This is a genomic window from Borreliella lanei, from assembly GCF_014205895.1.
Classification (GTDB): domain Bacteria; phylum Spirochaetota; class Spirochaetia; order Borreliales; family Borreliaceae; genus Borreliella; species Borreliella lanei.
On sequence record NZ_JACHFC010000001.1, the window covers coordinates 401,047 to 426,834 of the forward strand.

The 25,788-nt window shown below is 30.2% G+C and carries 38 protein-coding genes, 4 tRNA genes and 1 other RNA gene; 2 read left to right on the forward strand and 41 right to left on the reverse strand.

Annotated elements, in window-relative coordinates; genetic code table 11:
* Nucleotides 1-9 precede the first annotated feature (9 nt).
* Genes secY through tuf form a run of 23 tightly spaced genes read right to left on the reverse strand, consistent with a single transcriptional unit; the run spans nucleotide 10 to nucleotide 11,837 of the window.
* A complete protein-coding gene (gene secY / locus HNQ06_RS01790) occupies nucleotides 10-1,314 on the reverse strand; it encodes a preprotein translocase subunit SecY (RefSeq protein WP_184107259.1) in 1,305 nt (434 codons plus the stop codon).
* 12 nt (nucleotides 1,315-1,326) lie between these two features.
* Complete coding sequence (gene rplO / locus HNQ06_RS01795) at nucleotides 1,327-1,764, reverse strand: 50S ribosomal protein L15 (RefSeq protein WP_184107260.1); 438 nt, start codon at nucleotides 1,762-1,764, stop codon at nucleotides 1,327-1,329.
* Nucleotides 1,764-2,069 (reverse strand): 50S ribosomal protein L30, encoded by a 306-nt coding sequence (rpmD, locus tag HNQ06_RS01800; protein WP_184107261.1) that lies wholly within the window; start codon nucleotides 2,067-2,069, stop codon nucleotides 1,764-1,766. The genes rplO and rpmD overlap by 1 nt, the downstream gene beginning before the upstream one ends.
* A gap of 3 nt (nucleotides 2,070-2,072) precedes the next feature.
* Complete coding sequence (gene rpsE, locus HNQ06_RS01805) at nucleotides 2,073-2,570, reverse strand: 30S ribosomal protein S5 (RefSeq protein WP_002557086.1); 498 nt, start codon at nucleotides 2,568-2,570, stop codon at nucleotides 2,073-2,075.
* A gap of 12 nt (nucleotides 2,571-2,582) precedes the next feature.
* Entirely contained in the window at nucleotides 2,583-2,942 is a 360-nt protein-coding gene (gene rplR, locus HNQ06_RS01810) for a 50S ribosomal protein L18 (protein ID WP_184107262.1), read from the reverse strand.
* A 17-nt stretch (nucleotides 2,943-2,959) separates the two neighbouring features.
* A complete protein-coding gene (gene rplF, locus HNQ06_RS01815; RefSeq protein ID WP_184107263.1) occupies nucleotides 2,960-3,502 on the reverse strand; it encodes a 50S ribosomal protein L6 in 543 nt (180 codons plus the stop codon).
* Nucleotides 3,503-3,518: 16 nt separating this feature from the next.
* Nucleotides 3,519-3,917, reverse strand: coding sequence for a 30S ribosomal protein S8 (gene rpsH / locus HNQ06_RS01820; protein ID WP_184107264.1), 399 nt, complete (start codon nucleotides 3,915-3,917; stop codon nucleotides 3,519-3,521).
* A gap of 9 nt (nucleotides 3,918-3,926) precedes the next feature.
* On the reverse strand, nucleotides 3,927-4,112 hold the full coding sequence (locus HNQ06_RS01825) for a type Z 30S ribosomal protein S14 (RefSeq protein ID WP_002557082.1): 186 nt from the start codon (nucleotides 4,110-4,112) through the stop codon (nucleotides 3,927-3,929).
* A gap of 16 nt (nucleotides 4,113-4,128) precedes the next feature.
* Nucleotides 4,129-4,677, reverse strand: coding sequence for a 50S ribosomal protein L5 (rplE, locus tag HNQ06_RS01830; protein WP_184107265.1), 549 nt, complete (start codon nucleotides 4,675-4,677; stop codon nucleotides 4,129-4,131).
* A gap of 5 nt (nucleotides 4,678-4,682) precedes the next feature.
* On the reverse strand, nucleotides 4,683-4,988 hold the full coding sequence (gene rplX, locus HNQ06_RS01835) for a 50S ribosomal protein L24 (RefSeq protein ID WP_002557080.1): 306 nt from the start codon (nucleotides 4,986-4,988) through the stop codon (nucleotides 4,683-4,685).
* 14 nt (nucleotides 4,989-5,002) lie between these two features.
* The gene (rplN, locus tag HNQ06_RS01840; protein WP_184107266.1) at nucleotides 5,003-5,371 is read right to left on the reverse strand and encodes a 50S ribosomal protein L14; all 369 of its coding nucleotides are present in this window, start codon (nucleotides 5,369-5,371) and stop codon (nucleotides 5,003-5,005) included.
* Between the two features lie 27 nt (nucleotides 5,372-5,398).
* On the reverse strand, nucleotides 5,399-5,653 hold the full coding sequence (gene rpsQ / locus HNQ06_RS01845) for a 30S ribosomal protein S17 (RefSeq protein ID WP_184107267.1): 255 nt from the start codon (nucleotides 5,651-5,653) through the stop codon (nucleotides 5,399-5,401).
* 2 nt (nucleotides 5,654-5,655) lie between these two features.
* The gene (gene rpmC, locus HNQ06_RS01850; protein WP_002557077.1) at nucleotides 5,656-5,856 is read right to left on the reverse strand and encodes a 50S ribosomal protein L29; all 201 of its coding nucleotides are present in this window, start codon (nucleotides 5,854-5,856) and stop codon (nucleotides 5,656-5,658) included.
* Nucleotides 5,857-5,858: 2 nt separating this feature from the next.
* A complete protein-coding gene (gene rplP, locus HNQ06_RS01855) occupies nucleotides 5,859-6,275 on the reverse strand; it encodes a 50S ribosomal protein L16 (RefSeq protein ID WP_002656214.1) in 417 nt (138 codons plus the stop codon).
* A 4-nt stretch (nucleotides 6,276-6,279) separates the two neighbouring features.
* Nucleotides 6,280-7,161: a 30S ribosomal protein S3 gene (gene rpsC, locus HNQ06_RS01860; protein WP_184107268.1), complete on the reverse strand. Its 882-nt coding sequence runs from the start codon at nucleotides 7,159-7,161 to the stop codon at nucleotides 6,280-6,282.
* Nucleotides 7,162-7,164: 3 nt separating this feature from the next.
* Nucleotides 7,165-7,527 (reverse strand): 50S ribosomal protein L22, encoded by a 363-nt coding sequence (rplV, locus tag HNQ06_RS01865; protein ID WP_184107269.1) that lies wholly within the window; start codon nucleotides 7,525-7,527, stop codon nucleotides 7,165-7,167.
* Nucleotides 7,528-7,533: 6 nt separating this feature from the next.
* On the reverse strand, nucleotides 7,534-7,812 hold the full coding sequence (gene rpsS, locus HNQ06_RS01870; protein WP_002557073.1) for a 30S ribosomal protein S19: 279 nt from the start codon (nucleotides 7,810-7,812) through the stop codon (nucleotides 7,534-7,536).
* Nucleotides 7,813-7,821: 9 nt separating this feature from the next.
* Complete coding sequence (gene rplB, locus HNQ06_RS01875; RefSeq protein WP_184107270.1) at nucleotides 7,822-8,655, reverse strand: 50S ribosomal protein L2; 834 nt, start codon at nucleotides 8,653-8,655, stop codon at nucleotides 7,822-7,824.
* Nucleotides 8,656-8,676: 21 nt separating this feature from the next.
* Entirely contained in the window at nucleotides 8,677-8,973 is a 297-nt protein-coding gene (gene rplW / locus HNQ06_RS01880; protein ID WP_002557071.1) for a 50S ribosomal protein L23, read from the reverse strand.
* A 20-nt stretch (nucleotides 8,974-8,993) separates the two neighbouring features.
* The gene (gene rplD, locus HNQ06_RS01885; protein ID WP_184107271.1) at nucleotides 8,994-9,623 is read right to left on the reverse strand and encodes a 50S ribosomal protein L4; all 630 of its coding nucleotides are present in this window, start codon (nucleotides 9,621-9,623) and stop codon (nucleotides 8,994-8,996) included.
* A 9-nt stretch (nucleotides 9,624-9,632) separates the two neighbouring features.
* The gene (rplC, locus tag HNQ06_RS01890) at nucleotides 9,633-10,253 is read right to left on the reverse strand and encodes a 50S ribosomal protein L3 (protein WP_002557069.1); all 621 of its coding nucleotides are present in this window, start codon (nucleotides 10,251-10,253) and stop codon (nucleotides 9,633-9,635) included.
* 35 nt (nucleotides 10,254-10,288) lie between these two features.
* Nucleotides 10,289-10,600, reverse strand: a complete 312-nt coding sequence (gene rpsJ, locus HNQ06_RS01895; protein WP_002557068.1) for a 30S ribosomal protein S10 — start codon at nucleotides 10,598-10,600, stop codon at nucleotides 10,289-10,291.
* A gap of 52 nt (nucleotides 10,601-10,652) precedes the next feature.
* Nucleotides 10,653-11,837, reverse strand: a complete 1,185-nt coding sequence (gene tuf / locus HNQ06_RS01900) for an elongation factor Tu (protein WP_184107272.1) — start codon at nucleotides 11,835-11,837, stop codon at nucleotides 10,653-10,655.
* A gap of 496 nt (nucleotides 11,838-12,333) precedes the next feature.
* Between tuf and HNQ06_RS01905 the strand changes: the two genes are divergently transcribed.
* Nucleotides 12,334-12,723 carry a hypothetical protein gene (locus HNQ06_RS01905; RefSeq protein ID WP_184107273.1) on the forward strand — a complete coding sequence of 130 codons (390 nt, stop codon included), beginning with the start codon at nucleotides 12,334-12,336 and terminating at the stop codon, nucleotides 12,721-12,723.
* Nucleotides 12,724-12,920: 197 nt separating this feature from the next.
* On the opposite strand, the gene HNQ06_RS01910 is transcribed toward HNQ06_RS01905, so the two are convergent.
* The 16 genes from HNQ06_RS01910 to HNQ06_RS01985 all read right to left on the reverse strand — a co-directional run bounded on the left by HNQ06_RS01910 (nucleotide 12,921) and on the right by HNQ06_RS01985 (nucleotide 24,723).
* On the reverse strand, nucleotides 12,921-14,285 hold the full coding sequence (locus HNQ06_RS01910) for an MATE family efflux transporter (RefSeq protein ID WP_184107274.1): 1,365 nt from the start codon (nucleotides 14,283-14,285) through the stop codon (nucleotides 12,921-12,923).
* Nucleotides 14,286-14,898: 613 nt separating this feature from the next.
* Entirely contained in the window at nucleotides 14,899-16,182 is a 1,284-nt protein-coding gene (murA, locus tag HNQ06_RS01915) for a UDP-N-acetylglucosamine 1-carboxyvinyltransferase (RefSeq protein ID WP_184107275.1), read from the reverse strand.
* An 89-nt stretch (nucleotides 16,183-16,271) separates the two neighbouring features.
* Nucleotides 16,272-17,093 (reverse strand): TIGR00282 family metallophosphoesterase, encoded by an 822-nt coding sequence (locus HNQ06_RS01920; protein ID WP_184107276.1) that lies wholly within the window; start codon nucleotides 17,091-17,093, stop codon nucleotides 16,272-16,274.
* Nucleotides 17,094-17,106: 13 nt separating this feature from the next.
* A complete protein-coding gene (locus HNQ06_RS05825; protein ID WP_184107332.1) occupies nucleotides 17,107-17,286 on the reverse strand; it encodes a hypothetical protein in 180 nt (59 codons plus the stop codon).
* 44 nt (nucleotides 17,287-17,330) lie between these two features.
* Nucleotides 17,331-17,843 (reverse strand): signal peptidase II, encoded by a 513-nt coding sequence (lspA, locus tag HNQ06_RS01930; protein WP_184107277.1) that lies wholly within the window; start codon nucleotides 17,841-17,843, stop codon nucleotides 17,331-17,333.
* A gap of 10 nt (nucleotides 17,844-17,853) precedes the next feature.
* Nucleotides 17,854-18,600 carry a Nif3-like dinuclear metal center hexameric protein gene (locus HNQ06_RS01935; RefSeq protein ID WP_184107278.1) on the reverse strand — a complete coding sequence of 249 codons (747 nt, stop codon included), beginning with the start codon at nucleotides 18,598-18,600 and terminating at the stop codon, nucleotides 17,854-17,856.
* Nucleotide 18,601: 1 nt separating this feature from the next.
* Nucleotides 18,602-19,291, reverse strand: coding sequence for a peptidoglycan editing factor PgeF (gene pgeF / locus HNQ06_RS01940; protein WP_184107279.1), 690 nt, complete (start codon nucleotides 19,289-19,291; stop codon nucleotides 18,602-18,604).
* Nucleotides 19,288-20,079 carry an LPS export ABC transporter ATP-binding protein gene (lptB, locus tag HNQ06_RS01945; RefSeq protein ID WP_184107333.1) on the reverse strand — a complete coding sequence of 264 codons (792 nt, stop codon included), beginning with the start codon at nucleotides 20,077-20,079 and terminating at the stop codon, nucleotides 19,288-19,290. Before lptB ends, pgeF begins: the two co-directional genes overlap by 4 nt.
* A complete protein-coding gene (locus HNQ06_RS01950; protein WP_184107280.1) occupies nucleotides 20,057-20,755 on the reverse strand; it encodes an LptA/OstA family protein in 699 nt (232 codons plus the stop codon). The genes lptB and HNQ06_RS01950 overlap by 23 nt, the downstream gene beginning before the upstream one ends.
* On the reverse strand, nucleotides 20,752-21,279 hold the full coding sequence (locus HNQ06_RS01955; RefSeq protein WP_184107281.1) for a hypothetical protein: 528 nt from the start codon (nucleotides 21,277-21,279) through the stop codon (nucleotides 20,752-20,754). The genes HNQ06_RS01950 and HNQ06_RS01955 overlap by 4 nt, the downstream gene beginning before the upstream one ends.
* Nucleotides 21,280-21,547: 268 nt before the next feature.
* Nucleotides 21,548-22,057: a nucleoside-diphosphate kinase gene (locus HNQ06_RS01960; RefSeq protein WP_184107282.1), complete on the reverse strand. Its 510-nt coding sequence runs from the start codon at nucleotides 22,055-22,057 to the stop codon at nucleotides 21,548-21,550.
* Nucleotides 22,058-22,226: 169 nt separating this feature from the next.
* Nucleotides 22,227-22,526, reverse strand: a complete 300-nt coding sequence (gene efbC / locus HNQ06_RS01965) for a nucleoid-associated protein EbfC (protein ID WP_184107283.1) — start codon at nucleotides 22,524-22,526, stop codon at nucleotides 22,227-22,229.
* A 4-nt stretch (nucleotides 22,527-22,530) separates the two neighbouring features.
* Nucleotides 22,531-24,213, reverse strand: a complete 1,683-nt coding sequence (gene dnaX / locus HNQ06_RS01970) for a DNA polymerase III subunit gamma/tau (protein ID WP_184107284.1) — start codon at nucleotides 24,211-24,213, stop codon at nucleotides 22,531-22,533.
* Between the two features lie 230 nt (nucleotides 24,214-24,443).
* Nucleotides 24,444-24,540: signal recognition particle sRNA small type (ffs, locus tag HNQ06_RS01975), an RNA gene on the reverse strand.
* A 3-nt stretch (nucleotides 24,541-24,543) separates the two neighbouring features.
* Nucleotides 24,544-24,630 (reverse strand) — tRNA-Ser (locus tag HNQ06_RS01980).
* 19 nt (nucleotides 24,631-24,649) lie between these two features.
* Nucleotides 24,650-24,723, reverse strand: a tRNA-Arg gene (locus HNQ06_RS01985).
* A 74-nt stretch (nucleotides 24,724-24,797) separates the two neighbouring features.
* Here HNQ06_RS01985 and HNQ06_RS01990 point away from each other — a divergent pair.
* Nucleotides 24,798-25,505: a hypothetical protein gene (locus HNQ06_RS01990; RefSeq protein WP_184107285.1), complete on the forward strand. Its 708-nt coding sequence runs from the start codon at nucleotides 24,798-24,800 to the stop codon at nucleotides 25,503-25,505.
* Nucleotides 25,506-25,534: 29 nt separating this feature from the next.
* On the opposite strand, the gene HNQ06_RS01995 is transcribed toward HNQ06_RS01990, so the two are convergent.
* Both HNQ06_RS01995 and HNQ06_RS02000 read right to left on the reverse strand, forming a co-directional pair.
* Nucleotides 25,535-25,621, reverse strand: a tRNA-Ser gene (locus HNQ06_RS01995).
* A gap of 56 nt (nucleotides 25,622-25,677) precedes the next feature.
* A tRNA-Ser gene (locus HNQ06_RS02000) sits at nucleotides 25,678-25,766 on the reverse strand.
* Nucleotides 25,767-25,788: the final 22 nt, after the last annotated feature.

Sequence of the window (25,788 nt, forward strand, 5' to 3'; positions counted from 1 at the left end):
CAAACACTCCTAAATTTTTTGCAAAAATGCATAATTCTTTTTATTTCCATGAGAAAATCCTTGAGTTTTCAAATAAGCATCAATATGAATTAATGTATCAAGAGCAACTCCTACCATAATAAGCAAAGAAGATCCCCCCATTATTCTAGAAACATCGTGCGGAAATCTAAAAATATTTTGCACTAAAAATGGAATAATTGCAATAATTGATAAAAAAATAGCCCCTGAAAATAAGGTTTTATTCATAATTTCATCTAAATATTTTTCCATCTCATCAGACTTTATTCCCGGAATAGCGCCCCCATTCTTACGAATATTATTACTTATATCTTTAGGGCTTAACTGAATCTTAGAATAAAAATATGTAAATCCAATTATTAAAATTACATTCAGAAAAGTATAATAAAAACCATTGGGCCTTAAATAAGATAAAATTTGTCTAGCTATCGAAGAAGTTTCTGCAAAACCACTTAAAATTTGCAAAGGTAGAGTAATTAAAACAGAAGCAAAAATAACAGGTAAAACGCCCGATGGATTCAACTTGATTGGCAAATATGAACTAACTGTACTATTAGAATTTGCCCTAGCATAATGAATGGCAATTCGCATTTGAGCCTTATATTCATATATAATTAATATAACAACTAAAATAAATATACTTATAATAAGTATAACAAAAACAGGATTAACATTTTGAGAAGGATCCTGCATGCTTTGGAACAAGTTAAACAAAGCTGCTTGAAGTCTAACCACTATGCCAGAAAAAATTATCAAAGATGTTCCATTACCCACACCCCTTTGATTAATCTGCTCTCCAAACCACAAAAGGATAAATGTCCCCGTAGTAACTGTTAAAATAGCAATGAATATATATCTATAAAAGGGAATGGTAACGGCACCCGGAATACCCTTAGCATAAAGGCTTGTTGCGTATCCTTGAACTACAGCCGCAACTATTGTTAAATATTTTGTATATTTTTTAGTCTTTTGTCTCCCACCATCACCTTCTTGCATTTTTTTCAAAGAAGGAAAAGAATAAACAAGAAGCTGAACAATAATAGATGCCGAAATGTAGGGCCCTATACTAAGCATAAATATAGAAAAATTACTAAAAGCTCCCCCTGAAAAAAAATCAAAATAATTAGCAATTGAAAAATCTGATTGCGACTTGAAATAACTTTTAAGCGCTACAGAATCTATTCCTGGTATCGGCAAATATGAACCAACTCTAAAAAGAAAAAGAACAAATAAAGTAAACAAGAACTTATTTCTCAAATCTTTAACAGTAAATAAACTTAAAAACAATTCTTTCATCTTTATTCCACTTTAAACTAATTTAATAGTACAGCCAACTTTTATTACAAGGCTTTCAGCCGATTTAGAAATTTTAGAAACCTCAAAGGAAACTTTTTTTGTAAGCTTACCATTAGACAAAATCTTAATTTTTTTATTTTTCTTTTTTATAAGTTTATTTTCAAGCAAAGTATCATAATTGACAACTTGTCCATCCTTAAATTTTTTATCTATATCTCCAAGATTAACAATTGCATATTCCAATTTATAATCACTATTAGAAAAACCTTTCCTCGGCAATCTTCTATAAAGAGGAGTCTGTCCACCTTCAAATCCAAGTCTTGGCGAAGTATTTCTTGCTTTTTGCCCCTTTTGACCTCTCCCAGAAGTTTTGCCAAGTCCTGAACCTGGACCTCTGCCAACAATTTTACGTCGCTTGCTCGCTCCCTTAGGCTTTAACAAGTTAAACATTACATTACCTCGCTTAATAAAATCATATTAATAGTCTCGTTAAGCATGCCCTTAATAGATTCATTTAAAAAATGCACCTTTTTATCGCCTATTTTATTTAAACCTAATGCTTTTAAAACTTTGACCTTTTTATTTAATTTCCCAATAAGACTTCTTACAAGAAAAACTTGCACATTAATATTGTTTTTAGAAATAATTTTTCTATTATTTTCTATTCTTCTAATAAAACATTTATTCTTAGACCTAGACCTTGAAGCATTAAACCTAGCTTTCTTTAGTTGTAATCTTAATTTCCTTTTAATCATACATTAACCCCATAAAGTTTTCAAAGTTTTTCCTCGCATTTCTGCCACTTTTTCAGCATTCAAAACTAAATCAAATGCCTTAAAAGTCGCCTTTACTACATTCATAGAATTATTAGAACCAAGAGATTTGCTTAAAATATCATGCACTCCTAAAGCCTCCATTACAGCACGAACAGGGCCCCCTGCAATAACACCAGTACCATGGGTAGCTGGTTTGATTAAAACTTTAGCTTTTTTGAAGCAACCAATAACCTCATGTGGCAATGTACCTTTTCGAATAGGAACAAATCTTAAATTTTTCCTAGCACTTGTTAAGCTTTTTTTTATTGCATCACTAGCATCATTAGCTTTACCAAAGCCCCAACCAACATGTCCTTCCCCATCTCCAACAACCATGAAAGCAGCAAAAGAGAATCTTCTTCCACCCTTAACAACCTTAGTAACTCTGTTGAGTGATATTAATTTTTCTATCTGCTTTCTCTGAGCCTGAACATCTACCATAAATACACTCCCTTAAATATTAATACCAAACTCTCTCAAAGAAGTTGCAAAACTTGCAATAAGTCCATGATACTTATAACCATTTCTGTCAAAAATAAGATTATTTATATTTTTCTCCTTAAGCCTTTTAGCAAGAACTTCTCCAAGTTTTTTTACATCATCAATATTTTTGCCTAAATTAAGACTTTTTTCAATAGTAGAAATACTTACAACAGTATGTCCCTTGCTATCATCTATAACTTGCGCATAAAAATATCTATTAGATTTAAATATGGTAATTCGTGGTCTATTAGCTACTCCGCGCCCTATTTTGTCCTTTATTCTTTTTTTACGTCTAAGCTTTCTCTGTTCTGCTTCTTTTATTTTTTTCATAATTATTAACCCAAAATTTATTTTTTTACACCAGATTTTCCAACTTTTCTTCTAATAACTTCATTATCATACTTAATACCCTTTCCTTTATATGGCTCTGGTTTTTTCAAACTTCTAATCTCAGCAGCAACCTGACCAACTTTAAACTTGTCTATTCCTTCAACAGAAATTTTAGTATTCCCGTCAAGCTTTACACTAATACCATCTGGAATAACATATTCAAACTGAGTTGAATAACCAAGGCTTAAAAAAAGGCTATTACCTTGTTTCTCTACCCTATATCCTATACCATTTATAGTAAGAGACTTAGAAAATCCTTCAGTCACTCCTTTTACCATGTTAAAAATTAAACTTCTGTAAAGACCATGATAAGCTTTTGCTTTTTTATCATTAAAAACCCGATCAACAATAACACTGCCATTCTCAACTTTAACATTAATACTGTCTTTTATATCTTGAACTAATCTTCCCCTAACACCTTCAACTACCACTAAGTTGTCTTTAACATCAACTTTAACAGCATCTGGAATCTTTATCGGAAGTCTTCCAATACGTGACATATATCCCCCTATTAAACTACCAAACTGAGCAAATCAACTCACCACCTATTTTTTTATCTTTAGCTTCCTTGCCAGTAATAACACCTTGAGAAGAAGATATAATTAATATTCCATATCCATTCTTTATTCTTGGCATATTTTTATATGAAGAATAAATTTTTCTACCAGGAGTGGAAATGGCATCTATTTTATTTATAACAGGATTTCTTTTGCTGTCATACTTTAGCAAAACTCTAATAAAAGCAATTCCCTCTTTTTCTAAAAAATTAAAATCCTTAATATAACCTTCTTCTTTAAGAATGTTTAATATTGATTTATTCATATTAGACATCTTTAAATCTACAGATCCATGCCTAACTCTGCTTGCATTTCTTAATTTAGTTAGCATGTCTCCTACTGAATAAGTAATCGCCATAAAATTCCCTTACCAACTTGATTTTGAAACGCCAGGAATTAATCCTTCAGACGCATACTTTCTAAAACATATTCGACACATACAAAAATCTCTCAAATATCCCCTTGGACGACCACACAACTTGCATCTATTATTTTGCCTTGTTTTATACTTAGGCTTTCTTAAAGCCCTAATAATCATTGATTTTTTTGCCATATAACTTATAAATCCCCTAATTACTAAACGGCATTCCAAATTTTAAAAGCAAAGCCTTGCTTTCTTTATCATTTGAAGCTGTTGTCACAATTGTAATATTTAAACCAGATATTCTCTCTATTTTATCATAGTCGATCTCAGAAAATATTATTTGTTCTGTTACCCCAAAAGAATAATTTCCATTACCATCAAAAGCATCCCCATTGACTCCCCTAAAATCTTTAACTCTTGGCAATGCTAAATGAATAAGCTTATATAAAAATTCATACATTGCATTACCCCTAAGTGTAACTTTAGCCCCTATTTCTTGCCCTTGTCTAATTTTAAACCCGGCTATTGCTTTTTTTGCTTTTGTTTTTACAGCTTTCTGACCAGTGATCTGAGCGAGCTCTAAAACAGCAGAATCTAATAACTTCTTATTCCTAACAGCCTCCCCAACACCTACAGAAATTACTATCTTCTCAAGCTTGGGAACTTGCATTATAGATTTATATTCAAATTCCTTAACAAGCTCTTTTATAACACTGTCTTTATAATACTTCTTCAATTCAGGAACATAATTCATAAACTCTATATCCTCTGTCCATTTTTTTTAAGATACCTTATCTTTTCATTATTTTCAAATCTAATGCCTAATCTTGAAGAAGTTCCCTTGACAAATATCATCACATTTGAAATATCTATAGCGGCCTCCTTATCTATTATTCTACCTTTTTCTTGAGGCGTCCTAGCTTTAATGACTTTTTTAACCATATTGCAAGATTCAACAATAACTTTATTTTTTTTTCTATTTATACTAGCAATCTTGCCTATTCTACCCCTATCTTTTCCAGAAAGAATTTTCACGCTATCACCTATCTTCAACTTTGTCTTCACAAAACCCCCTTTTGCTATATAACCTCTGAAGCTAATGATACTACCTTCATAAAATTAGCATCCCTAAGTTCTCTTGCAACAGGTCCAAATACCCTTTTGCCCCTAGGATTTAAATTAGCATCAAGTATCACACAAGCATTATCATCAAACCTAACATAAGTTCCGTTCTTGCGTCTTACTTCTTTAGAAGTCCTAACAATTACAGCCTTATAAACATCCCCTTTTTTAACAGAAGAATTAGGAATTGCTTGCTTTACCGTAATAGTTATTATATCCCCAATTTTGGCATAACGCCTTTTACTGCCACCAAGCACCTTAATACATTGCGCCACTTTGCCACCAGTATTATCCGCAATTGTTAAATAAGTTTGCATCTGAATCATAATCAACCTCCTTTAGAAAAATCAAAACTATTTTAATTTTTCTAAAACCTCAACAAGAGCCCATCTTTTATCTTTACTAATAGGTCGAACCTCAATAATTTTTACCTTATCGCCAATCTTTGAAACTTCTTTTTCATCATGCGCTTTAACTTTTTTACTAACCTTTAAATACTTATGATAAATTGGATGCATCTTTCTTTGAACAATTTCTACTACTATAGTCTTAGACATCTTATCACTAACAACTTTGCCAATTAATTCTTTTTTATTTTCTCTTGCCATATCTAAACCTTTCTAATACCTAATTCATATTCACAAATCATTGTATTAAGCCTTGCAATATCACGTCTAATCTCTCTTTTCTTCAAAGGATTTTCAACATGACCAACAACAGATTTAAATCTTAAATCTAAATATTCTTTCTTTAATTCTAGCCTTTTAGCCTTCATATCCTCAAGAGTAAAATTCTTAAAATTTTTTAACATAATTACCTCAAATCTCGCCTTACAACAAACATAGTTTTTACTGGAAGCTTAGAGCTTGCAAGCGACATAGCCTCTTGAGCAAGCTCTTCCACAACTCCTGACATTTCAAACATAACAGTGCCAAGCTTAACGGGAGCATTCCAATGATCAACACCCCCCTTGCCCTTACCCATTCTAGTTTCAGCTGGTTTTTTAGTATAAGGAATATCAGGAAATATTCTTATCCAAACCCTTCCACCTCTTTTTATTTTACGAGTCATTGCAATACGAGCAGCCTCAATTTGACGAGCAGTAATAAAATTTGTTTCCAAAGAAACAAGTCCATATTCACCAAAAGAAATTTTATTGCCCTTCTGGGCCTCTCCAGACAATCTTCCTCTCTGTTTTTTTCTATATTTAACCTTTTTTGGACTTAACATCTAATTATCCTCCAATATCCTGCTCATTAGAATCGCTTCTTCCTTTAGAAAAAGATGCACTAAGCTTTTTTTTACTTAAAAGATCTACTTCATCTTTAGATGGTCCGTCTTTTTTATTCAAAAACCTAGCTTGCTTTTCATTAGTCTTTTCTCTATTATTTAAAGTTTTATCAAAATTTTTAACAGCATCGCCTCTTTCCTTAAAAGGCTTTTTATTTATTACCTGACCAGCATCAGAATTGGTTTGTCTACCCAAAACTTCACCTTTAAATAACCAAACCTTAACTCCAATAATGCCATAAGTAGTTTGAGCCTCAGAAAATCCATAATCTATATTGGCTCTAAGAGTGTGCAAAGGAACCCGACCTTCCTTAACCTCAAAGCTTCGAGCAATCTCCGCCCCACCAAGTCTACCAGCAATCTTAATTTTTAGCCCTTGAGCGCCTTTTAACATAGAGGTAGAAAGAGATGATTTTAAAACTTTTCTATAAGACGCTCTATTTTCTACTTGCTTTGCAATCCCATTAGCAATAATTTGAGCATCAAGCTCTGGCCTTTTAACCTCTTTAATCTTAATGCTAATCTTTTTAGAAATTTTTTTGGTTAACAATTGACCAATCTTTTCAAGATTAGAACCTTTAAGTCCTATCACAGAACCAGGCCTTGGAGTAACAATTACTACTGTTACCTTTTGAGGATTATTTCTAATTATTTCTATATCAGAAATATCAAATTTAATCCCTTTAAGAAACTTCATAATTTCTCGTCTTATTAAAAAGTCTTCATGAAGAATTGCAGAATACAATTTTTTATCAAAATACCATTTTGATTTCCAATCCTTATTAATTTTTACCCTTAGGCTATATGGATGTACTTTTTGGCCCATGCTTTATCCTTTAATATCTTTTTTTTCATCAACTTCAACAAAAATATGACAATTTCTATTAACAAGCCTATCAGCTCTACCCCTAGCTCTAGGCCAAATCTTTTTACGACGACGCCCATCATCAACCATAACTGTTTTAACAAATATCATGTCTTCGGAAAGATTTTTATTGTGATACATCGCATTTGATGCTGCTGATTTAACAACTTTTTCTAAAAGCTTGGCTCCTTTATTAGGCATAGAACAAAGCACTGCAATAGCCTTAATATAAGGCTTCCCCCGTATATTGTCAGCTATTGGCCTAACTTTTTTTGGAGAAGAGGGTAAATTTTTGCCCTTTGCTGTATATCTTCTATTTACCAACATAACTACTTACTTCCTTCCCTTTTTATCTGACTTGGCATGCCCTCTAAAAATCCTTGTAGGTGAAAACTCGCCAAGCTTGTGCCCCACAAGATCCTCAGTAATATAAATAGGTATAAAAGTTTTGCCATTGTAAACAGATATAGTAAGACTTACCATTTCAGGAATTATTGTCGAAGATCTGGAGTAAGTTTTAATAACAACTCTCTTCTCACTTCCAAAAGATGATAAAACTTTTTGATAAAGACTCTTTTCTATAAAAGGTCCTTTTTTAATAGATCTTGCCACTATGCTCTCCTATTTATTTCTTCTTTTAATAATAAATTTATCTGAATATCTCTTTTTCTTGCGAGTCTTATAGCCTTTAGTAGGCTGTCCCCAAGGAGACACAGGATGACGACCTCCAGAAGTTTTTCCTTCACCACCACCATGTGGATGGTCAACAGGATTCATAGCAACACCTCTGACTTTGGGTCTTTTACCAAGCCACCTACTTTTACCAGCTTTCCCTATAGAAATATTGGCATAATCTTCATTTCCAATTTCACCAATTGTTGCAATACATTTTTTAAAAATCAATCTCATCTCACCAGATGATAATTTTACAGTGACATAATTCCCGTCAGAAGCAAGTATCATAGCATATCCACCGGCACTTCTTATAAGTTGTCCACCCTTTCCCACATTAAGCTCAATATTGTGAACAGTTCTTCCAATAGGAATATTTTCAAGAGGTAAGGCATTGCCAATTTTAATTGGGGCATTCGGACCGCTTTCCAAAACATCTCCAACCTTAATGCCTTTAGGAGAAATAATATACCTTTTTTCTCCATCTTTATAAACAAGCAAAGCTATATTAGCACTTCTATTAGGATCATATTCAATAGAAGCAACTCGAGCAGGAATGCTAAATTTATCTCTTCGATTAAAATCAATCAACCTATACTTTCTCTTATGCCCACCACCTCTTCTTCTAATACTAATCCTACCAGAAGAATCTCTGCCCGATTTAAATTTTTTACCTTTTGTTAAAGATTTCAAAGGATCATTACCTTTGCTCAAATCATCAAAAGATAAAGTCGTCTTATAGCGCAAAGAAGAAGTTTTTGGCTTATAAGTCTTAATACCCATATTTATTTTTCTCCAAAACCACTAAAAAATATCTATTTTATCTTCCTTTTTGAGATAAACATATGCCTTCTTCCATGAAGAAGTTTTTCCCTTACCTATAGGATACCCTTTTCGAGACACCACAACCTTGGCCTTACTTTTAATATTGAGCAAATTACATGATACTGGAGTAACATTGAAAAGTTCTTTTATTGCTGCACCAACCTCTTTTTTATTTGCTCTCTTATTAACTTTAAAAACATAAACATTAATACTTTCCCTTTGAGTATTAGTTTTTTCAGTTAGCATAGGTGAAACTATTATATCATAAGCCTTCATACTTATCCTCAACATCCTTTTTATTTAATGTAAAACTCATTGAGCTTGTTAACAGCAGATTCTAAAGCTATTAAATTCTTAGCATAAAATAAATCAACAACCCTAAGCTTATCAAAAGACAAAATCTTTAAATCTCTTATATTTTTACCAGCCCTTTTTATCATCTGATCATCATTGCCCAAAAGAATAACCACCTTACCACTAAAACTTGCAAAATTTTTTATTATTAAAGCAAGATCTTTCGTTTTTCCAGACTCAATATTAAAATTCTCAATAACTTTAAAACTATTTTCATCAGTAGCACGCAAACTTAATACAGACTTAAATGCAAGCTTTTTTACCTTTTTAGGCAATCTATAGCTATAATCTCTAGGCTTTGGCCCTAATGCTATGCCTCCGCCAATCCAAACTGGATTTCGCTTTGTACCAACCCTAGCTCTACCGGTTCCTTTTTGCTTCCAAGGCTTTTTAGAACTACCCCTAACCTCTGATCTAGTTTTAGTTGAAGATGTTCCAACCCTAAGATTAGACAACTCATTTTTTATAGCATTATAAATAGACCCATGACTAATTTCTATATTAAAAACTCTATCATCCAAATTTATAGTTCCAATCTCTTTCCCATCTTTAGAAAAAACTTTTCTTTCCATACTAAATACCTACTTTTTAGATTTCTTAACAACAACAAAAGAACCCTTAGCACCAGGTACAGCCCCTTTTACCAGAAGGGCTCTCTTTTCTTCATCAATTAAAACAACTTCAAGATTTTGAATAGTTTGTTGATTTCCACCCATTCTACCAGCCATTTTGGTACCTTTAAATGTTCTTGCAGGAGTGGTAGCTTGTCCTGTTCCACCAAGATGTCTATGGAATTTTGATCCATGAGAAGATGGCCCACCACTAAAATTATGCCTTTTCATAGCCCCTTGGAAACCCTTACCTTTGGTAGTACCTGTAACATCTACATACTTAACTGATTTAAAAACATCAACCTTAATCTCATCACCAGCATCATACCCGTCAAGTCCCTTAAGCTCTATCACATATCTTTTAGGTTCAATATCTTTTAAACTTTTATATTGACCTTTTATGGGCTTTGAAACTTTAGAGCTCTTAAGATCAACAGAGCCTGCTATAAGAGCGCTATAACCATCTCTATCGACTGTTTTCTTCCCTATAATATAATTGGGCTGAAACTCTATAACAGTAACAGGAACCACAATGCCATTTTTCTGAAATATCTGAGTCATGCCAACTTTTTTTCCAATCAATCCCAACATTAAAACACCTCAAATTAATATACTTAAAATATCATTTACTGTTTAATATCCACCTCAACACCTGCTGGAAGCTCTAATTTCATTAAAGAATCCATTAAGGCAGAAGTGGGCTCTAAGATATCAATAAGCCTTTTATGAGTTCTCATCTCAAATTGCTCTCTTGATTTTTTATTGACATGAGGAGAACGTAAAACAGTATATTTTTTTATTTTTGTCGGCAAAGGGATTGGACCCTTAATCTGAGCCTTAGCCTTCTGAACAGCTTTAACAATAGATTCGGCACTCTGGTCTAATATTTTAACATCAAAACTAAATAATCTTACGCGTATCTTATCTTTAGCAATCAAATTATTCTCCTAAACTTTAGAGAGTATTAAATATATCCTTAAAAGTCTTAACCTATTCCAATATCTCAAGGATTCTTCCTGAAGCAACAGTTCTTCCACCTTCTCGAACAGCAAATTCTACATTCTTATCCATAGCTATTGAAGAGATCAGCTCAACAATAATATCAACATTATCACCAGGCATAACCATTTCTTTACCTTCTAAAGCAACAACTCCAGTAACATCGGTTGTTCTAAAAAAGAACTGTGGTCTATACCCTGGGAAAAATGGCTTGTGCCTACCGCCTTCTTCTTTAGTCAAACAATAAATTGAAGCTTTAAACTTCTTGTGTGGAGTAATTGTACCTGGAGCTGACAAAACTTGTCCTCTCTCAATATCCTTTTTATCAACTCCTCTTAAAAGAAGGCCAACATTATCCCCCGCTTGACCTTGCTCAAGAATCTTCTGGAACATTTCAACACCAGTAACAGTGGTTTTTCTAGTTTCCTTAATACCAACTATTTCAACTTCTTGACCAACCTTAATAATACCTCTTTCAATACGCCCAGTAGCAACAGTACCTCTTCCTGAAATAGAAAATACATCTTCAACAGCAAGCAAAAATGGTTTGTCAATATCTCTTTCTGGAAGATCAAAATAATTATCCATAGATTCAAGAAGTTCTTTAACGCATTTTGTAGCTTCAGGATCTTCTGGATTTGACATGGCCCCAAAAGCTGAGCCTTTGATTATTGGAGTATCAGCTGAAAAGCCATATTTTTCAACAAGTTCTAAAACTTCAACTTCAACAAGTTCAACAAGTTCAGGATCTGCCAAGTCTAATTTATTTAAAAAAACTATTATTTTCTTTATTCCCATTCTTTGAGCAAGAAGCAAATGCTCTTTTGTTTGAGGCTCAGCACCACTATCAGCAGCAACTAAAAGTATCGCTGCATCCATTTGAGCTGCTCCTGTAATCATATTTTTTATATAATCAGCATGGCCCGGACAATCTACATGAGCATAATGTCTATTAGCTGTTTCATACTCAATATGCCTAGCATTAATTGTTATCCCTCTTGCTTTCTCCTCAGGTGCATTATCAATATCTTCATACTTTAACGCTTTTGCATCTTTATTTAATTTTGAACAATAAATACTAATAGCCGCTGTTAACGTTGTTTTACCATGATCAACATGACCTATTGTTCCAACATTCATGTGCGGCTTTGTTCTTTGAAAAACTTCTTTTGCCATGATTAACCTCCTAAATTTCACATTCTAAATAGCTACTTACATTTAATCTCTTTAAAAAATTTTTAACAAATTAATTCTTACCAAAATAAGAAAATAGCTACAAATAATCAAAAAAATAAAAAATCAATTTCTTAGAAATTGACCCGCACTACACGTGTTTTTCTAAAAAATTTTAATAGCTTTAAAATTCTACACATTTTATAAAATATAGTCAATACGCTTAAACTTTTAAACTCAATTCACCACACATAATAATATATCATCAAAAACTAACATAAACTTTATATTAATTAAAGAAAAGCACATAATTCTTAAAAATAAAGTTTTAAAAGCAACCACTTAAAATAAACAATGCTCAACTAATACATTCAAAAACATAAAATTCAAAACAATAGTAAATACTTCTTTAAATCTAGCAACTATTTAAAATTGAGCAAACACCTTTATTTTATCAAAAAGGTTAACACTCCCCCAATAAAAAAATATAATAAAAATGATGAAAGCTCAAAAATTTAAGCTTAAATTACTATCAATACTTGCAATTCATGGCATTTCAATTGCTTTTATGTCTTGCATGAAAACAAGCACAATAAAATCAAAAGAACATGCAAAAGAAATTACCTATCTTATTAGCACTATAAAAACTAACAAAAAAGTGGAAATAGTAAACTACAAATCCGACAGCAAAAACAATCTAATAATTACTCTTAAAAATAAAAGCGCAGAAGATATAAATGCAAATTCATTGGCAATTTTTAAAGAAGGCAGCAAAACAGGTGAATTAATTAGAGAAAAGCTTAATGGGCTTGAAACAAAAACTTTTCATTTAAAAACTAAAATCAACACTAAAAGAAAAAACACATTATATATTTTTGAAAAACAATAACAAAGAGAAACGATTTAAAACTAAAATTATTAAAATTAATTCTACTTAAATAAGCTTTATTGCAAACAAACAACTACACTTAAAAATAGATTAACAAAGAATCTAAAATCTACATATAAGACCAAAAACATTAAATTTATCAAAAATACATCAACCATTTCTTTTGGTAAAATGCAAATATAAATAAATCTTAATTACTATTTGTATTTTTTAATTAAAATGGGCTTAGCCCAATAACGAGTACAAGTAAAAGCAATTAAAATTACAATTGCTAAATAATTTGAAATTATAAAAGCATAACCTAAAGAATTTTCAATTATGCCAAAATATTGAAAAATAAAAACTACTGGGAGACGAATAAGCCACAATCTAATAAAAATAACAATCATTGCAATTTTTGTCCTACCAGACCCAATAAGTCCCCCAAAAAATACTTGTTGGAGTCCATATCCAAAAGTACCAATAGTTGTTAACAATAAATAATTATTAGCATAATTTAAAACTTCTAAATCATTTGTAAACAACCTTAGTATAAGCTGTTTATTAAAAATAACAATCGAATTTATTACCAATAAAATTGCTAAAGAAATAAAAAACCCTTTTTTCAAAACTTCTCCCACCCTATTGATTTTCTTAGCACCAAGATTTTGACCAACAATTGAAATAATTCCGGTACCAATTCCCATAGCAGGAAGAAATAAAAAAGAAATAATGGTATTTGTAAGTCCATACGCCGCCAAAAATTTCGGACTAATATCAATAACTATATAATTGAAAATAAAAAAAGAAAATGAAACCATTATTTGCCCAAAAGTTGAAGGTAATCCCAGGTTAACAATTTCTTTAATGGATCTTATATCTATCACTAAATCCTTCAAATAAATTTTAAATCCATAATTTAACCTGTAAGTCAAAAATAAATAAAAAGCAACGGTTAACAATTTTGAAAATAAAGTGGCCCAAGCAGCTCCAGCAATACCCATATTAAAACTAAATATTAAAATTGGATCAAGAATAAAATTAACAATATTGGCAAATATAACTATTATCATTGAAAGGATGGTTTCTCCTTGAGCATTTAAAATATATGTAATTGAAATACTTAAAAACATAATAGGGATTCCAAAAATTGTCACATAAAAATAAACTCTTGAGAGTTCTTTAAGCTCCCCCTTTACGCCTAACAAATCTAAAAGATGCTCAATAAAAAAAAAAGCACAAATAGTAACAAATAAGGATAAAGCAAAGTTTAAAACAATAAGTTGCCCTGCATACCTTGAAAAACGAGAAAAATTTCCCTCTCCTATACATTTTGACATCAAAGAAATGCTTCCTGTAGCCATTCCCATAGCAATAGCCATAATAAAAAAATTTACAGGACCAGCAAGTGAAAGCGCTGACAAAGGCATGGCTCCAAGCTTGCCAACATAAAACATATCGGTAAGATCATAAAAAGCTTGAATAACATTGGTTATAACAATAGGAAAGCTTATTAAAAAAAGAACCTTATATAAATTGCCATTTAATATTAATTCCCTAGTCTTGCTCTTATCTGTAGACATAAAATTTTATCCCCATCTAAAATATTTTTTATTAGAAATCTAAACTCAAATTTATTCATCAGTAATAAACAAGTATTTAATATCTAATTTCAAAAATTAAACATTAATATACAACGTCAAAACAATTAGTAGTCAACATGTTATGCATTAAATGGTCAAAATACAAATAAAATCTATTAACCTGCCACACTAAAAAATCATAACCAAATATAATAAATAGCAAAAATTTAATAATTCTGATGTTAATTACAAATAAACAGTAATTAATAAAATTAAAACCATTCTTGCGAATTAAAGCAGAGCAATAAACACTTTATTTAAAAGAATAATTAATATTATAAAAACAAAAATTCAAAATCATAAATACCTCTCTGCAAATTTTTATCAATATTTTTAAAATATATAATAAAAAAATTAATAGATTAGATAAAAATACTAAAACCCTAATAATACTTCAAATTACAGCCGAACTAAATAAAATTATAAAAAATCCCAACAATAAAAATTAATGTAATATATTTTCATGCATAATTCAACCTCTTAATACTTTATTTTTATCTTCTCTTTAAAACATCTTCAATAAATCATACACATAATAAAACTCAACACCAAGCTATTGACTTTTAACTTTCTTGATTTTTGCACCCAAATTAATTAATTTGCTAACCACATCTTCGTATCCTCTTTCAATTTGATAAACATTTTGAATCTCACTGCGACCTTCCGCAACAAAAGCAGCAATAAGAAGAGACATTCCCGCCCGCACATCTGGAGAAGATAAAACATTACCCTTAAGAGAAGATTTACCCGTAACCACTACACGATGTGGATCACAAAGCACAATTCGAGCACCCATTTTTATTAATTTGTCTACAAAAAACATCCTAGATTCAAACATCTTCTCAAAAACCAAAACTGTGCCTTCTACTTGAGTTGCAGTGACTATAATAATACTCATAAGATCTGTTGGAAAGGCTGGCCATGGACCATCATCGATTTTTGGAATGTGCCCACCAAAATCTAAATTAACTTTTAATTCTTGTTTATCTCTTATATATACATTTTCCCTGTCATATTCAAAATTAATGCCAAGCCTCGAATATACATGCCTAATTAATCTGAAATGCCTAGGATCTGCTTTTTTAATTTCCAGCTCACCCCCTGTTAATGCAGCAAGGCTAATTAAAGAACCAACCTGCATAAAATCGGCTCCTATTCTAAATACGGTTCCACTTAATTTTTTTACACCCTTTATTTCTAAAACATTTGAGCCAATTCCTAAAATATTAGCACCCATTGAATTTAACATATTACATAAATCTTGAACATGTGGCTCACAAGCAGCGTTCATAATAACAGTATTTCCGTCAGCAAGAACTGAAGCCATAACGATATTTTCTGTGGCTGTAACAGAAGCTTCATCTAAAAACATTTCAGCTCCAATAAGCTTTTTAGCCTCTAAAACAATCCTTCCGTCTTTTGTGCTTAACTTGGCTCCCAGCTTACAAAGCCCGTAAAAATGAGTATCAAGGCGCCTCTTTCCAATCACATCTCCTCCTGGAAGCGCCATATCTATTTTTCCAAATCTAGAAACAAAGGGTCCTAATAAAAGTATGGAAGCCCTAATTAAATCCGTAAGAGAGGAATCTATTTCTGTTTTTACAATATTTAAAACTTTGATTTTTAAAGTATTTCCTTCTCTTACAATATCTGCTCCTATATCACTTAAAATATCTAAAACAACTTTTACATCATTAATATTAGGAATATTTTCTAAAACAACCTCTTCATCGGTAAGCAAAGTGGCCAAAATACAAGGCAAAGCAGCGTTCTTATTCCCACTAGCTGTAATTTGACCACCTATTTTATAACCGCCTTCTACAATATAACTATGCATAATCCATCCTCCTATATATAAAAACTTAATAAAATTAAATCATACAGATAAGATTATTAAAATTTAAAGAATATCTGAAGATATAAATATCAAACAATATCCACATCTTTTAAACTTGATTTACAGTCTATATATTCCCTAATAGTCTCTACAGAAAAAGAATGACCATTCTCATCGATATCAATTAAAACGCCATTAAAACCAAGGCCTTCCCAAGATTCATTAAATCTCTGATTTAAAAATCCTTTCAAAAATTTATCCACCTCGAAATTAGGAGAATATCCAATAACACTGTCCAGGCTCCCAACTCTACCCAAATCAGTTATAATGGCAGTATTATCTAAAATTCTCAAATCAGCTGTTAAAATCCTTTTCCCCGTTCCAAGACAAGCACTAACTCTTGATTTTAGATAAAAAAACAAAGCATTAACTTCAGCTGTAGTATTTGAATCAAAAAGAACAATAATATTATTTGTTTGCATTTTGATTCTTTGATAAAAAAAATCAAAACTATAAAAAGGATGATTAAATTTATATTTAGTTATTCCTGTTTGACCTACAATTCTAATCACAGCCAATTTTTTTCCATTAATATTATAAATAAAATAAGAATATCCTTTTAATTTTGCAGGACAATTTAAAGGCTTTAAAATAAAACTATATTTATCAAAATCGCCGGACAAATCAGGCCTTGCAAAAGCATTTTCACCTAAAGTCAAAACATCAATTCCATACTTTTTTAATAAAAAGGCATGCCTCTTGCCAAGACCTCTTAAACCTGTAGTAAAATTATTACCAGATATTACAAAATCAATCTTTTTTTCAACCTTAAAGGATGATAAAAAAGATTTTATAACAATAATCCCAGCTTTGCCAACAACCTCGCCAGTAATTAAAACCCTTAAAGACACAAAGCCTCTCTTTTTATTGATCTAGTTCAAACAACTTAATAAGCAAACTTCTTACAATAAAAATTGACACAAAATACCCCACAAAAACAGCAAAAACAATCATCATAAAAATCAATATAAATTGCAAATAGGGCTTTACAATAATGCTAAATTTAACAACTAAAAAAAACTCTAAAAAGAAAACTAAAAACATTAAAAATAAGTTCATTAACATGCATAAAATAAAACCCAAAATCTTCATTTATTAAGCGCTTTTCTTTTTATAAAAAAATCATAAACCAAAAATAAAATCATACCTATAACAACATAGCTATCTGCAAAATTAAAAGTAGGCCATCTATCAAGTCCAAAAATTCCATAAAATTTCAAATCTAAAAAATCTACAACCCCAGAAGGTCTAAACAATCTATCAATAACATTTCCAACTCCTCCTGAAAAAATTAATAAAAGTGAAATTCTAGCAATACAATTTCTTTCTTTCAAAGAAAGATAAAAAACAAATATTAAAATGAAAATAGGCATTGCAAGAAAAAAAATTTTTTTCAAGCTATAATGGATATTGGAACCCAGAGAAAATAAAATGCCCGTGTTTCTTACATGTATTATCCTAAAAAAATCATCAAAAAAGGAAAAATATATTGAACCCAATTTGACATACTTTACAACCAAATACTTAGAAAGTTGATCAAAAAAAATTAAACTAATAATAAATACAAAAATATTGAAATATTGCTTACTTTTAGCGCCCATACAAAAATCCTTATAAATTAGTATCTTTACAAATAAATTTAACCTCTAAATCTTCTTGAATTTTGAAATCTTCCATTAATTTAATTAAACCAAAAGTTTCAGTAAAATAATGACCTGCAAAAATCAAGTTCACACCGAATTCTTCTGCCAAAGAATATATCTGATGAGAAGTGTCACCGGTTATAAACAAATCTACATCATGACATAAAGCTTCTTCAAAAAAAGAGTATCCAGAACCACTAACAATTGCAACCTTATTCACCGATTCTTTGAACTTTTTCGAAAAAAGAATATGTTTATTTTCCTTTTTGATTTTTTCTAAAATTTCAGAAAAGCTAAAAACAGAATCAGCAATAATTCCTAAATCAAACCCCCCATAATTTGCAAAAGCAAAAGGATTTTTTAATCCCAAAAAATCTGAGAACACTTTGCTGTGCGAATAAACAGAATGAGCGTCCATAGGTAAGTGCACCGAATAAAGAGCTAAATTATTTTCAATCAAAAATTTCGTTTTATCATACATATTAGAAACAATGCGATCTTTTTTTGACCAAAAAATACCGTGATGGGTAATTAAAAAATCATTTCCTTTTGCTTCTTTTAAAGTTGAAAAGCTGGCGTCAACAGCAAAGGCAACCTTGTTAACCTTGGCATTAAGATTTCCTACTTGAAGTCCGTTTAAATTTTTATCAACATGCTCATACTTATTTATATCAAAAATTAAATTAAGCTTAAAAGACAAATCTCTTACGTTCACATTAAATTCTCCAAATTAAAGCATAACTTTGACTTTCTCTTAATCTTCTATAAGAATAAAGATTTTTCAAACAATACGTACAAAGCTTTGAATTATAAACATTTAAATTAAAACTAGAAAGTAAATTTAAATTAAAGCTAGCATTGTCAAAATATATTTTACCATCTCTTGTGATAAAAGAAGCATTTAACAATCCTTTGCTAAATTTATTACTTACTTCTTTTAAGAAAATTTCAGAAACCTCATAACAGCAAGATCTGTTATAAGGCCCAAAAACAATTTTCAAATCCTTAAAAGTTGATCCCATTTTTTCAAACATAAACAACATTTTTAAAATAATCAAATTAAAGCTTCCTTTATATCCACTGTGAATAAGTCCTATAATTTTTTTCACCGAATCATAAAAGTATATTGGAAGACAATCTGCAAAGTAAGCAACAAGAGCTACATCTAAAGAACTAGATATAAGACCATCTCCTTCTTGAAAATTAATAAAATCATCTTCAACTTTATGAATAATATCTGTATGCAATTGCTTTAAATATTTTATTTTCTTAGACTTAGGAACAAAGTTTAAATTATCATTACTAAGTTCTTTTAAATTTAGATTAAAAGGTCTTTTAGTATAAATCATTTTAACATCATCGGCTATCCTAAATTCATAATAAAGTTCATGATCTATTGTTTTCATAATCTAAATTCTTCTCCTAAATAAAGCTTTTTGGCTTTCTCGCTCCTTATTATATAATCAACATCACCTTCATCAAGCACTTGCCCCTGATAAACAATATAAGCTCTATCGATTATATCAAAAGCATCTCTTACATTGTGATCAGTAATAAGAACCCCTATATTTCTATCTTTTAAAATTTTTATTATATTCTTTATATCTCCAATCGCAATAGGATCAATACCGGCAAAAGGTTCATCTAAGAGTAAAAAATAGGGATTTACAGCCAAAGCTCTTGCTATCTCTGCTCGCCTTCTCTCTCCACCAGAAAGAGTATAAGCTTTTTGGCTTTGTATTCTTTTTATCTCAAATTCTTTAAGCAAATTCACAAGCTCTATCTTGCGCTCAGCATTAGATAGATCCTCTCTTCTCTCTAAAGCAACCATAATATTCTCTTCAACTGTAAGTTCTCTAAAAATTGAAGCATCTTGGGGAAGATATACAATTCCTATTCGTGCGCGCTCATACATATTAAGAGATGAAATGTTATAATCATTTATTAAAACTTTGCCTGAATTAGGCCTAATAAAGCCTACAATAGTATAAAATGTTGTTGTTTTGCCAGCTCCATTTGGACCAAGAAGCCCCACAACTTCGCCTTTATGAATGTTAATCGTAATGCCATTAACAGCAACCTTTTCACCATACTTCTTAATAATGTTGTCTGCTTTTAATACAACATTATTGATAGAATTAAGATTAAGACTCTCCTTAATCTCTTTTATTTTATTTTTTTTCTTTAGAAACATCGTCCTCAACTTGAGTAAATTCTCCCTCAACGCTTCCCTCAAGTTTATACCTGTTAGTTTTTGTATTAAAAATTATCCTTGAAGCAGAATAATAGTTGTCTTTCTGGTAAATTACTGGAACCCCCTCAAGAAGCATTTCTTTTTCTTCTTTATTATAAGTCCCGTTCTCAGCTCTTGCAAAAGTATCGTCCTTATATATTTTAACAGAATATTGCATAATATAAACATTAGCCTTATTGCTGCCTTCAACCCTTTCCGCTTTAATAAGCATATTATTTTCTAAGTCTTCAAGCTCAACCCCTTTTTGAAGATAAAAATTATCCAATTTTCTATTAAAAAACAAAAACTGAGCCTTAACATGCATCTTATTCTTATAATCTTCATAAAAAACATTGCCTCTAGCTTCAAGATAAGAGCCATTTTCTCCATAAATTTCAATTTCATCTGCTCTAAGCTTAAAACTTGACGAAATAACCTCTGAATTCCCTTTTAAAACAATTTTTTTATAAAAAGAAGACACTATTCCTTGTGCAAAATCTGACTTAAAGGTAAAATTAGTGCTTTTCTCATCACTTCCCTTAAGCCTTTCAGATTTAAGACCGGATTCTAATTGTGTTGCTTGAATATTGTTAATAAAAATAATAAAAATCCATATTAATAAAATTAAATCCTTCAATTCATGATTCCTTTAACCCCAGAATCAAAATAAAAAACATTGCTCTTTAAAAAATAAGAAAATCCTTTTCCTTTTATTTTGCTATCATTGAATCTAATTAATACTAGCTCATTTGGAGGAGATTGCAACTTCTTGTCTTTATTCTTCCATAAAAGCCTATTTGAATTAAGCAAATAATAATTATTTTTATCTTCTATTTTAAATTCTACAGAATCTCTCATATCCAAATCCTTTGTAATATAAGAACCCTCCAAATTATTAAACTTCCCTGAAATTTCATTATCTAGCGAATGATATAAAAACCTTCCATTCTCTGCCTTATAAATTTTATAGTCATTAAAATAACTGAAACTTAAAGAATTTAAAACGGTTTGCTCCTTATTGTATACAACATCATAATACTTGATTCCTAATATTTGTATTGAAGGAAACTTTTTAGCCTCATCAGATCTACTAGAATATTCATCATAATCGAAAGTACAAGAAAAAAACAAAAATAATAAATAAAGTCTAAGTATTTTCATAAATATTTTTCACAAAACTAAAAATTTTTTCTACTTTAATTAACAATCCATTAAACATAACAACATAACATTAAAAACTTTATCAAACAAAATTTATTTACATAATCAATTATAATGTAAAGCATAAAATTAAGGTCAAAACACCATCCCTAAGAACAATCTTCTGTATAAGAATTCTCCTAAAAACAAAATTTAAAAATTGCTCTTATTTTAGACTAGCATTAAAAGCAATTTAAAACTTATTCCTTTGAAGAGAGCCTTATAAAAATTAACAATAATAATGCTCACATTCATCATCTCTTTTGTAGTTTAAAATTTCATTGTCTTTAAACCAAATTGGTATTTCTCGAATCGCATCTAACTCATTTGCAGATGCATGAATCACATTGTAAATTGAAAAACCTTTTTCATTTGAATATTTAAAACTATGATAAGAAAAATCTCCCCTTATTGTTCCAGGAATAGCTAATTTTGGCTCAGTAGCACCACAAAGCTTCCTAACAACCTCAATGCTTTCAACCCCTTCAATAACAAATGCAAAGACAGGAGAATTTGAAATAAATTTAATTAAAGAATTCCAAACCGCCTCACTATGTCTAAAGACAATATCATCGTATAAATAATGTCTTTTTGCTAAACTCTCATCAACAATAAGCATTTTAGCAGCCACCATCTTTAAACCTACTCTTTCAAATCTAGAAACTACATCACCAATTAAGCCTCTTCTAACTCCATCTGGCTTAATAATACATAAAGTTTTTTGCAATAACATTGACATAAATCCTCCTAAATTTAGGACATGTATTTAAAAATAATTGAATAAATAAAAACACTTATTCAATACAAAAATTATATCTGATTAATTAAATTTATATGGAATACTACAAGTTGCAAAACGCTTAATATTATATTGAAAAATCAAAATATAACTTTTATAAAATTAAAAACTACATTCCAAAAGGAAGAACTCCCATGGTTTTTAATTTTATCTCTTCTTTAACCTTAGAAACAGCATCATTTAAAGCAGATTTAACCATTTGCTCAAAAGCATCATTGTCTAAATCATCAAAAAATTCCTTATTAATTGAAACTTTTTTAATATTAAATTCGCCATCCATCTCAATAGTAACAATATTGCTACCAGCTTTACCACAAACCGTAATTTTAGAAATTTCCTTTTTAATATTGTCAATATTATTCTTAACACTAGACATATTTTTCAAAAAATCTAACGGATTTACTGCCATATTTTTATCCCTCCAAAACTTCACTTGCTCCAAAAATATTTTTTACAGTTTCTAATTTTTCAAAATCCTTTTCAGGGTTTTTAAAATTTTTCTGAAACACAATGCTTAAATTGGGAAATTCTTTATAAAATTCAGATCTTATCTCGCCTTTATAATTTTGAAGCTCATTATACTCAAACTCACTAAACACCTTATAATAAAGAACATTGCCATCAATAGCAACCTCTCCTGAATGAACTAAAGTTTGAACATATCTTGAAACAATATAAATAAATTTATCTCTTATATCAATAAAATCATTTGAATTGCTCGAATTATCATCTTCAATAAAAATCTCATCAATCTCGTCAATGGTACTAGTCTCTAAAATATTTTTATCAATTTTTATTGACAAATTTTCATCATGATTAGTTTCCTCTTTTTTTAAAGATTTAATTTCGGAAAATTCACATTTTAAGCTAGATTTTGCTGGAATAAAAGCTAAATCATCTTCGCTCTTATCATTTGATAAAACATTAAAATTGTTTGAATCTACAGCAATATTTTCTAACAAATTGTCTTCAAGATTTTGAATTTGCTTTATTAAAACATGATTTGGAATATAATTTTTAAGTCTTAAAATTTTAATAAAATTAATCTCAAGTTCATATCTTGGATTAACCGAAAATTGCAAATCTCTATAAGTTTCAAGCAAAACAACAATAATTCTCTCAATATAGTTCAAATCAAACTCAATTAATTTCTTTCTAAAATCCTCAGATTTAATTCCAATAAACTCAAAATTTTTAATACCTATCTTTAAAAATAATGCCTCTCTAAAAAATTCGATTGAATCTAAAAGAAATTGCTCATAAGACACTCCAGATGAAAAAATAGAATCAAGAACACAAATTAACTCTTTTACATCTTCACTAAGAATGCTAACTGACAACTTTTCCAAAAATTCATCGTTGGTTAAGCCCATTTTGGATCTTATTTGATCTAATTTAATGTTAGAATCAGTAAAAGAAACTATCTGATCAAAAAGGGTATAGGCATCTCTTACGCTACCACTACTTTTATATGCAATCCATTTTAAAGCTTCATCTTCATATTTAATATGATCCTCTAAACAAACCTTCTTAAGCATATTATAAATCTTTTCTAAAGATAAAAGTTTAAAACTAAAATGCTGACATCTGCTTTTTATTGTCTCTGGAAGCTTGTGTGACTCTGTAGTGGCAAAAATAAAAACAATATAATTTGGAGGCTCTTCAATTGTCTTTAAAAGAGCATTAAAAGCAGAATTGGAAAGCATATGAACTTCATCAATAATATATATTCTATATTTAGAAATTGCAGGAGGAAACATTATCTCTTCTTTAATTTGTCTAATATCTTGGACCGAAGTGTTTGAAGCACCATCAATTTCAACAACATCAAGACTGCTGTCATTCTCAATAGATTTGCAATTGCTACACTCCCCACATGGCATAACTGTTGGACCATTCCTGCAATTTAAGCATCTGGCAAAAGCCCTGGCTGATGAAGTTTTGCCAACACCTCTTGGCCCTGAAAAGATATAAGCATTGGCTATTTTATTTTTCTCTATAGAATGCTTTAGAGTTTCAACAACAAAGTCTTGCCCTTCAAGAGAGTTGAAATCTCTGGGGCGTTTCTTAAGAGCAGTGCCTCTTGAAGACGCCATTAACTTTTTACCTCCCTATGCTTTAATAAGTAAAACACTAATAAATATATAATATACAACATATTTATATCTCAGGACTATTTATTTAAAAGAATTAGCAAAGAATTTTATAAAACATAAAAAATATCTAACAAAGAAAAGCTTCCTAAAAAATATAATAAAATTGAAAGTTTCAAAAAGACAAATCCATATTTTAACATAAGCAAAGTATTACATTTTGGCTTAAAATTAAACCTAAGACTTACGTACTCATCAAAAAAATAGCTTACCGCTGCTACCTTCCAGTCCTGACGGGATTCAGCAATATTTGATAGTACGGGCCCTAGGAATCGGAGAGAATGGGATTCGAACCCATGATACATTTTACTGTATACACGCTTTCCAAGCGTGCGCCTTAAGCCACTCGGCCATCTCTCCAAACTAACAACAAATTTTCCGTGTCCAAGAGGACTTGAACCTCCGACCTTAAGAATCGCAATCTAACGCTCTATCCAACTGAGCTATGGACACAAACAATTAATTTTTATTGTAATAAAAATTACTATTTATTACAATAAAAACATTCAACAGAAAATGGAGAAATTGTGAAAACTAAAATAATCATTTTGCTTTCAATAATATCTATTCTATCATGCTCTAAGCCAGTCTCAAGTGAAGTTAATTCTGAATTTGCAATTAAAACTAAAAATATCAAAGAAAATGAAATACTAAAAAACAATAATATTCTCCACATAGATGCAAAAATTCCTTTTATGGAAAACACAAACTTTGAATTTGAAAATCTTATAAAAAAATGGAAAAAAGATATCGAAAATAAAATATCAAAACCCAAAAACTCAAAAAATGAATATTTTTATTTTTCCAGCTTTACAATATTTAAAAATGAAAATATTGGCATTACATCTATTTTATACAAAGAATCTTTTAGAGAAAAAGAATCAAGCACTTTCTGGAAATATTATTCTTTAAACTTAAAAGGAAACAAAAAAATAGAAATTTCAGAAATAATATCAAAAGATCAGCTAGACTCTCTAATAAACGTATTAAAAGAACAACTAAAAAGTAGAATTAAAGATTTTTATGTTAAAGAAAAACACAGTCCAAAAGAATTGGAAAAAAAATTCACAACAATCTTTCCAAGATATAAATATTACTTTAAAAATAACCAAATTATAGTTTTTTATGATCCATTCTCAAATGATTGTAATGACTGCGATAAAATTGAGTTTCAATTTCCCATACATGAAAATACAGAAAATGAATATCAATCAAACAAAAACCTTAACTCTTAATATTAATACTTAAAATTAAATGATAATTACGGAGAGGGTGAGATTCGAACTCACGGTAGGCTTACACCTACAACGGTTTTCAAGACCGTAGCATTAAACCACTCTGCCACCTCTCCAGAGTTAAAACAAATTTTAATAAATAAAGTACACGCTGTCAAGATTTAAATAATTACGGAGAGAATGGGATTCGAACCCATGGTCCCCTTTTAAAAGGACAACTTCTTAGCAGGAAGCCCCATTCGGCCACTCTGGCATCTCTCCTATAACATTAATACATATTATC

Coding starts and splice junctions, on each gene's coding strand:
- HNQ06_RS01955 (WP_184107281.1), bottom strand. CDS start 21,279: ATGAAAATACTTAGACTTTATTTATTATTTTTGTTTTTTTCTTGTACT.
- efbC (WP_184107283.1), bottom strand. CDS start 22,526: ATGGCAGTAAATCCGTTAGATTTTTTGAAAAATATGTCTAGTGTTAAG.
- rplC (WP_002557069.1), bottom strand. CDS start 10,253: ATGTTGGGATTGATTGGAAAAAAAGTTGGCATGACTCAGATATTTCAG.
- rplD (WP_184107271.1), bottom strand. CDS start 9,623: ATGGAAAGAAAAGTTTTTTCTAAAGATGGGAAAGAGATTGGAACTATA.
- HNQ06_RS05825 (WP_184107332.1), bottom strand. CDS start 17,286: ATGTTTTTAGTTTTCTTTTTAGAGTTTTTTTTAGTTGTTAAATTTAGC.
- rplF (WP_184107263.1), bottom strand. CDS start 3,502: ATGTCACGTATTGGAAGACTTCCGATAAAGATTCCAGATGCTGTTAAA.
- lptB (WP_184107333.1), bottom strand. CDS start 20,079: ATGTTTCTAAAGAAAAAAAATAAAATAAAAGAGATTAAGGAGAGTCTT.
- HNQ06_RS01960 (WP_184107282.1), bottom strand. CDS start 22,057: ATGTCAATGTTATTGCAAAAAACTTTATGTATTATTAAGCCAGATGGA.
- rpsE (WP_002557086.1), bottom strand. CDS start 2,570: ATGGTAGATGTTCAGGCTCAGAGAAAGCAGATAGAAAAATTAATATCA.
- rplR (WP_184107262.1), bottom strand. CDS start 2,942: ATGAAAAAAATAAAAGAAGCAGAACAGAGAAAGCTTAGACGTAAAAAA.
- secY (WP_184107259.1), bottom strand. CDS start 1,314: ATGAAAGAATTGTTTTTAAGTTTATTTACTGTTAAAGATTTGAGAAAT.
- rplV (WP_184107269.1), bottom strand. CDS start 7,527: ATGTTGGTAAATAGAAGATATACAGCAAAGGGCAAAAATTTACCCTCT.
- pgeF (WP_184107279.1), bottom strand. CDS start 19,291: ATGAAAACAATAGATCATGAACTTTATTATGAATTTAGGATAGCCGAT.
- rpsC (WP_184107268.1), bottom strand. CDS start 7,161: ATGGGCCAAAAAGTACATCCATATAGCCTAAGGGTAAAAATTAATAAG.
- rplO (WP_184107260.1), bottom strand. CDS start 1,764: ATGTTTAACTTGTTAAAGCCTAAGGGAGCGAGCAAGCGACGTAAAATT.
- rplE (WP_184107265.1), bottom strand. CDS start 4,677: ATGAATTATGTTCCTGAATTGAAGAAGTATTATAAAGACAGTGTTATA.
- HNQ06_RS01825 (WP_002557082.1), bottom strand. CDS start 4,112: ATGGCAAAAAAATCAATGATTATTAGGGCTTTAAGAAAGCCTAAGTAT.
- dnaX (WP_184107284.1), bottom strand. CDS start 24,213: ATGGCGTCTTCAAGAGGCACTGCTCTTAAGAAACGCCCCAGAGATTTC.
- HNQ06_RS01905 (WP_184107273.1), top strand. CDS start 12,334: ATGAAAGCTCAAAAATTTAAGCTTAAATTACTATCAATACTTGCAATT.
- murA (WP_184107275.1), bottom strand. CDS start 16,182: ATGCATAGTTATATTGTAGAAGGCGGTTATAAAATAGGTGGTCAAATT.
- rpmC (WP_002557077.1), bottom strand. CDS start 5,856: ATGTTAAAAAATTTTAAGAATTTTACTCTTGAGGATATGAAGGCTAAA.
- lspA (WP_184107277.1), bottom strand. CDS start 17,843: ATGGGCGCTAAAAGTAAGCAATATTTCAATATTTTTGTATTTATTATT.
- rplN (WP_184107266.1), bottom strand. CDS start 5,371: ATGATTCAGATGCAAACTTATTTAACAATTGCGGATAATACTGGTGGC.
- tuf (WP_184107272.1), bottom strand. CDS start 11,837: ATGGCAAAAGAAGTTTTTCAAAGAACAAAGCCGCACATGAATGTTGGA.
- rpsH (WP_184107264.1), bottom strand. CDS start 3,917: ATGGCGATTACTTATTCAGTAGGAGACATGCTAACTAAATTAAGAAAT.
- rplP (WP_002656214.1), bottom strand. CDS start 6,275: ATGTTAAGTCCAAAAAAGGTTAAATATAGAAAAAAACAGAGAGGAAGA.
- HNQ06_RS01910 (WP_184107274.1), bottom strand. CDS start 14,285: ATGTCTACAGATAAGAGCAAGACTAGGGAATTAATATTAAATGGCAAT.
- rpmD (WP_184107261.1), bottom strand. CDS start 2,069: ATGATTAAAAGGAAATTAAGATTACAACTAAAGAAAGCTAGGTTTAAT.
- rplW (WP_002557071.1), bottom strand. CDS start 8,973: ATGAAGGCTTATGATATAATAGTTTCACCTATGCTAACTGAAAAAACT.
- rpsQ (WP_184107267.1), bottom strand. CDS start 5,653: ATGGCAAGAGAAAATAAAAAAGAATTAATTGGCAAAGTTGTTAGTGAT.
- rplB (WP_184107270.1), bottom strand. CDS start 8,655: ATGGGTATTAAGACTTATAAGCCAAAAACTTCTTCTTTGCGCTATAAG.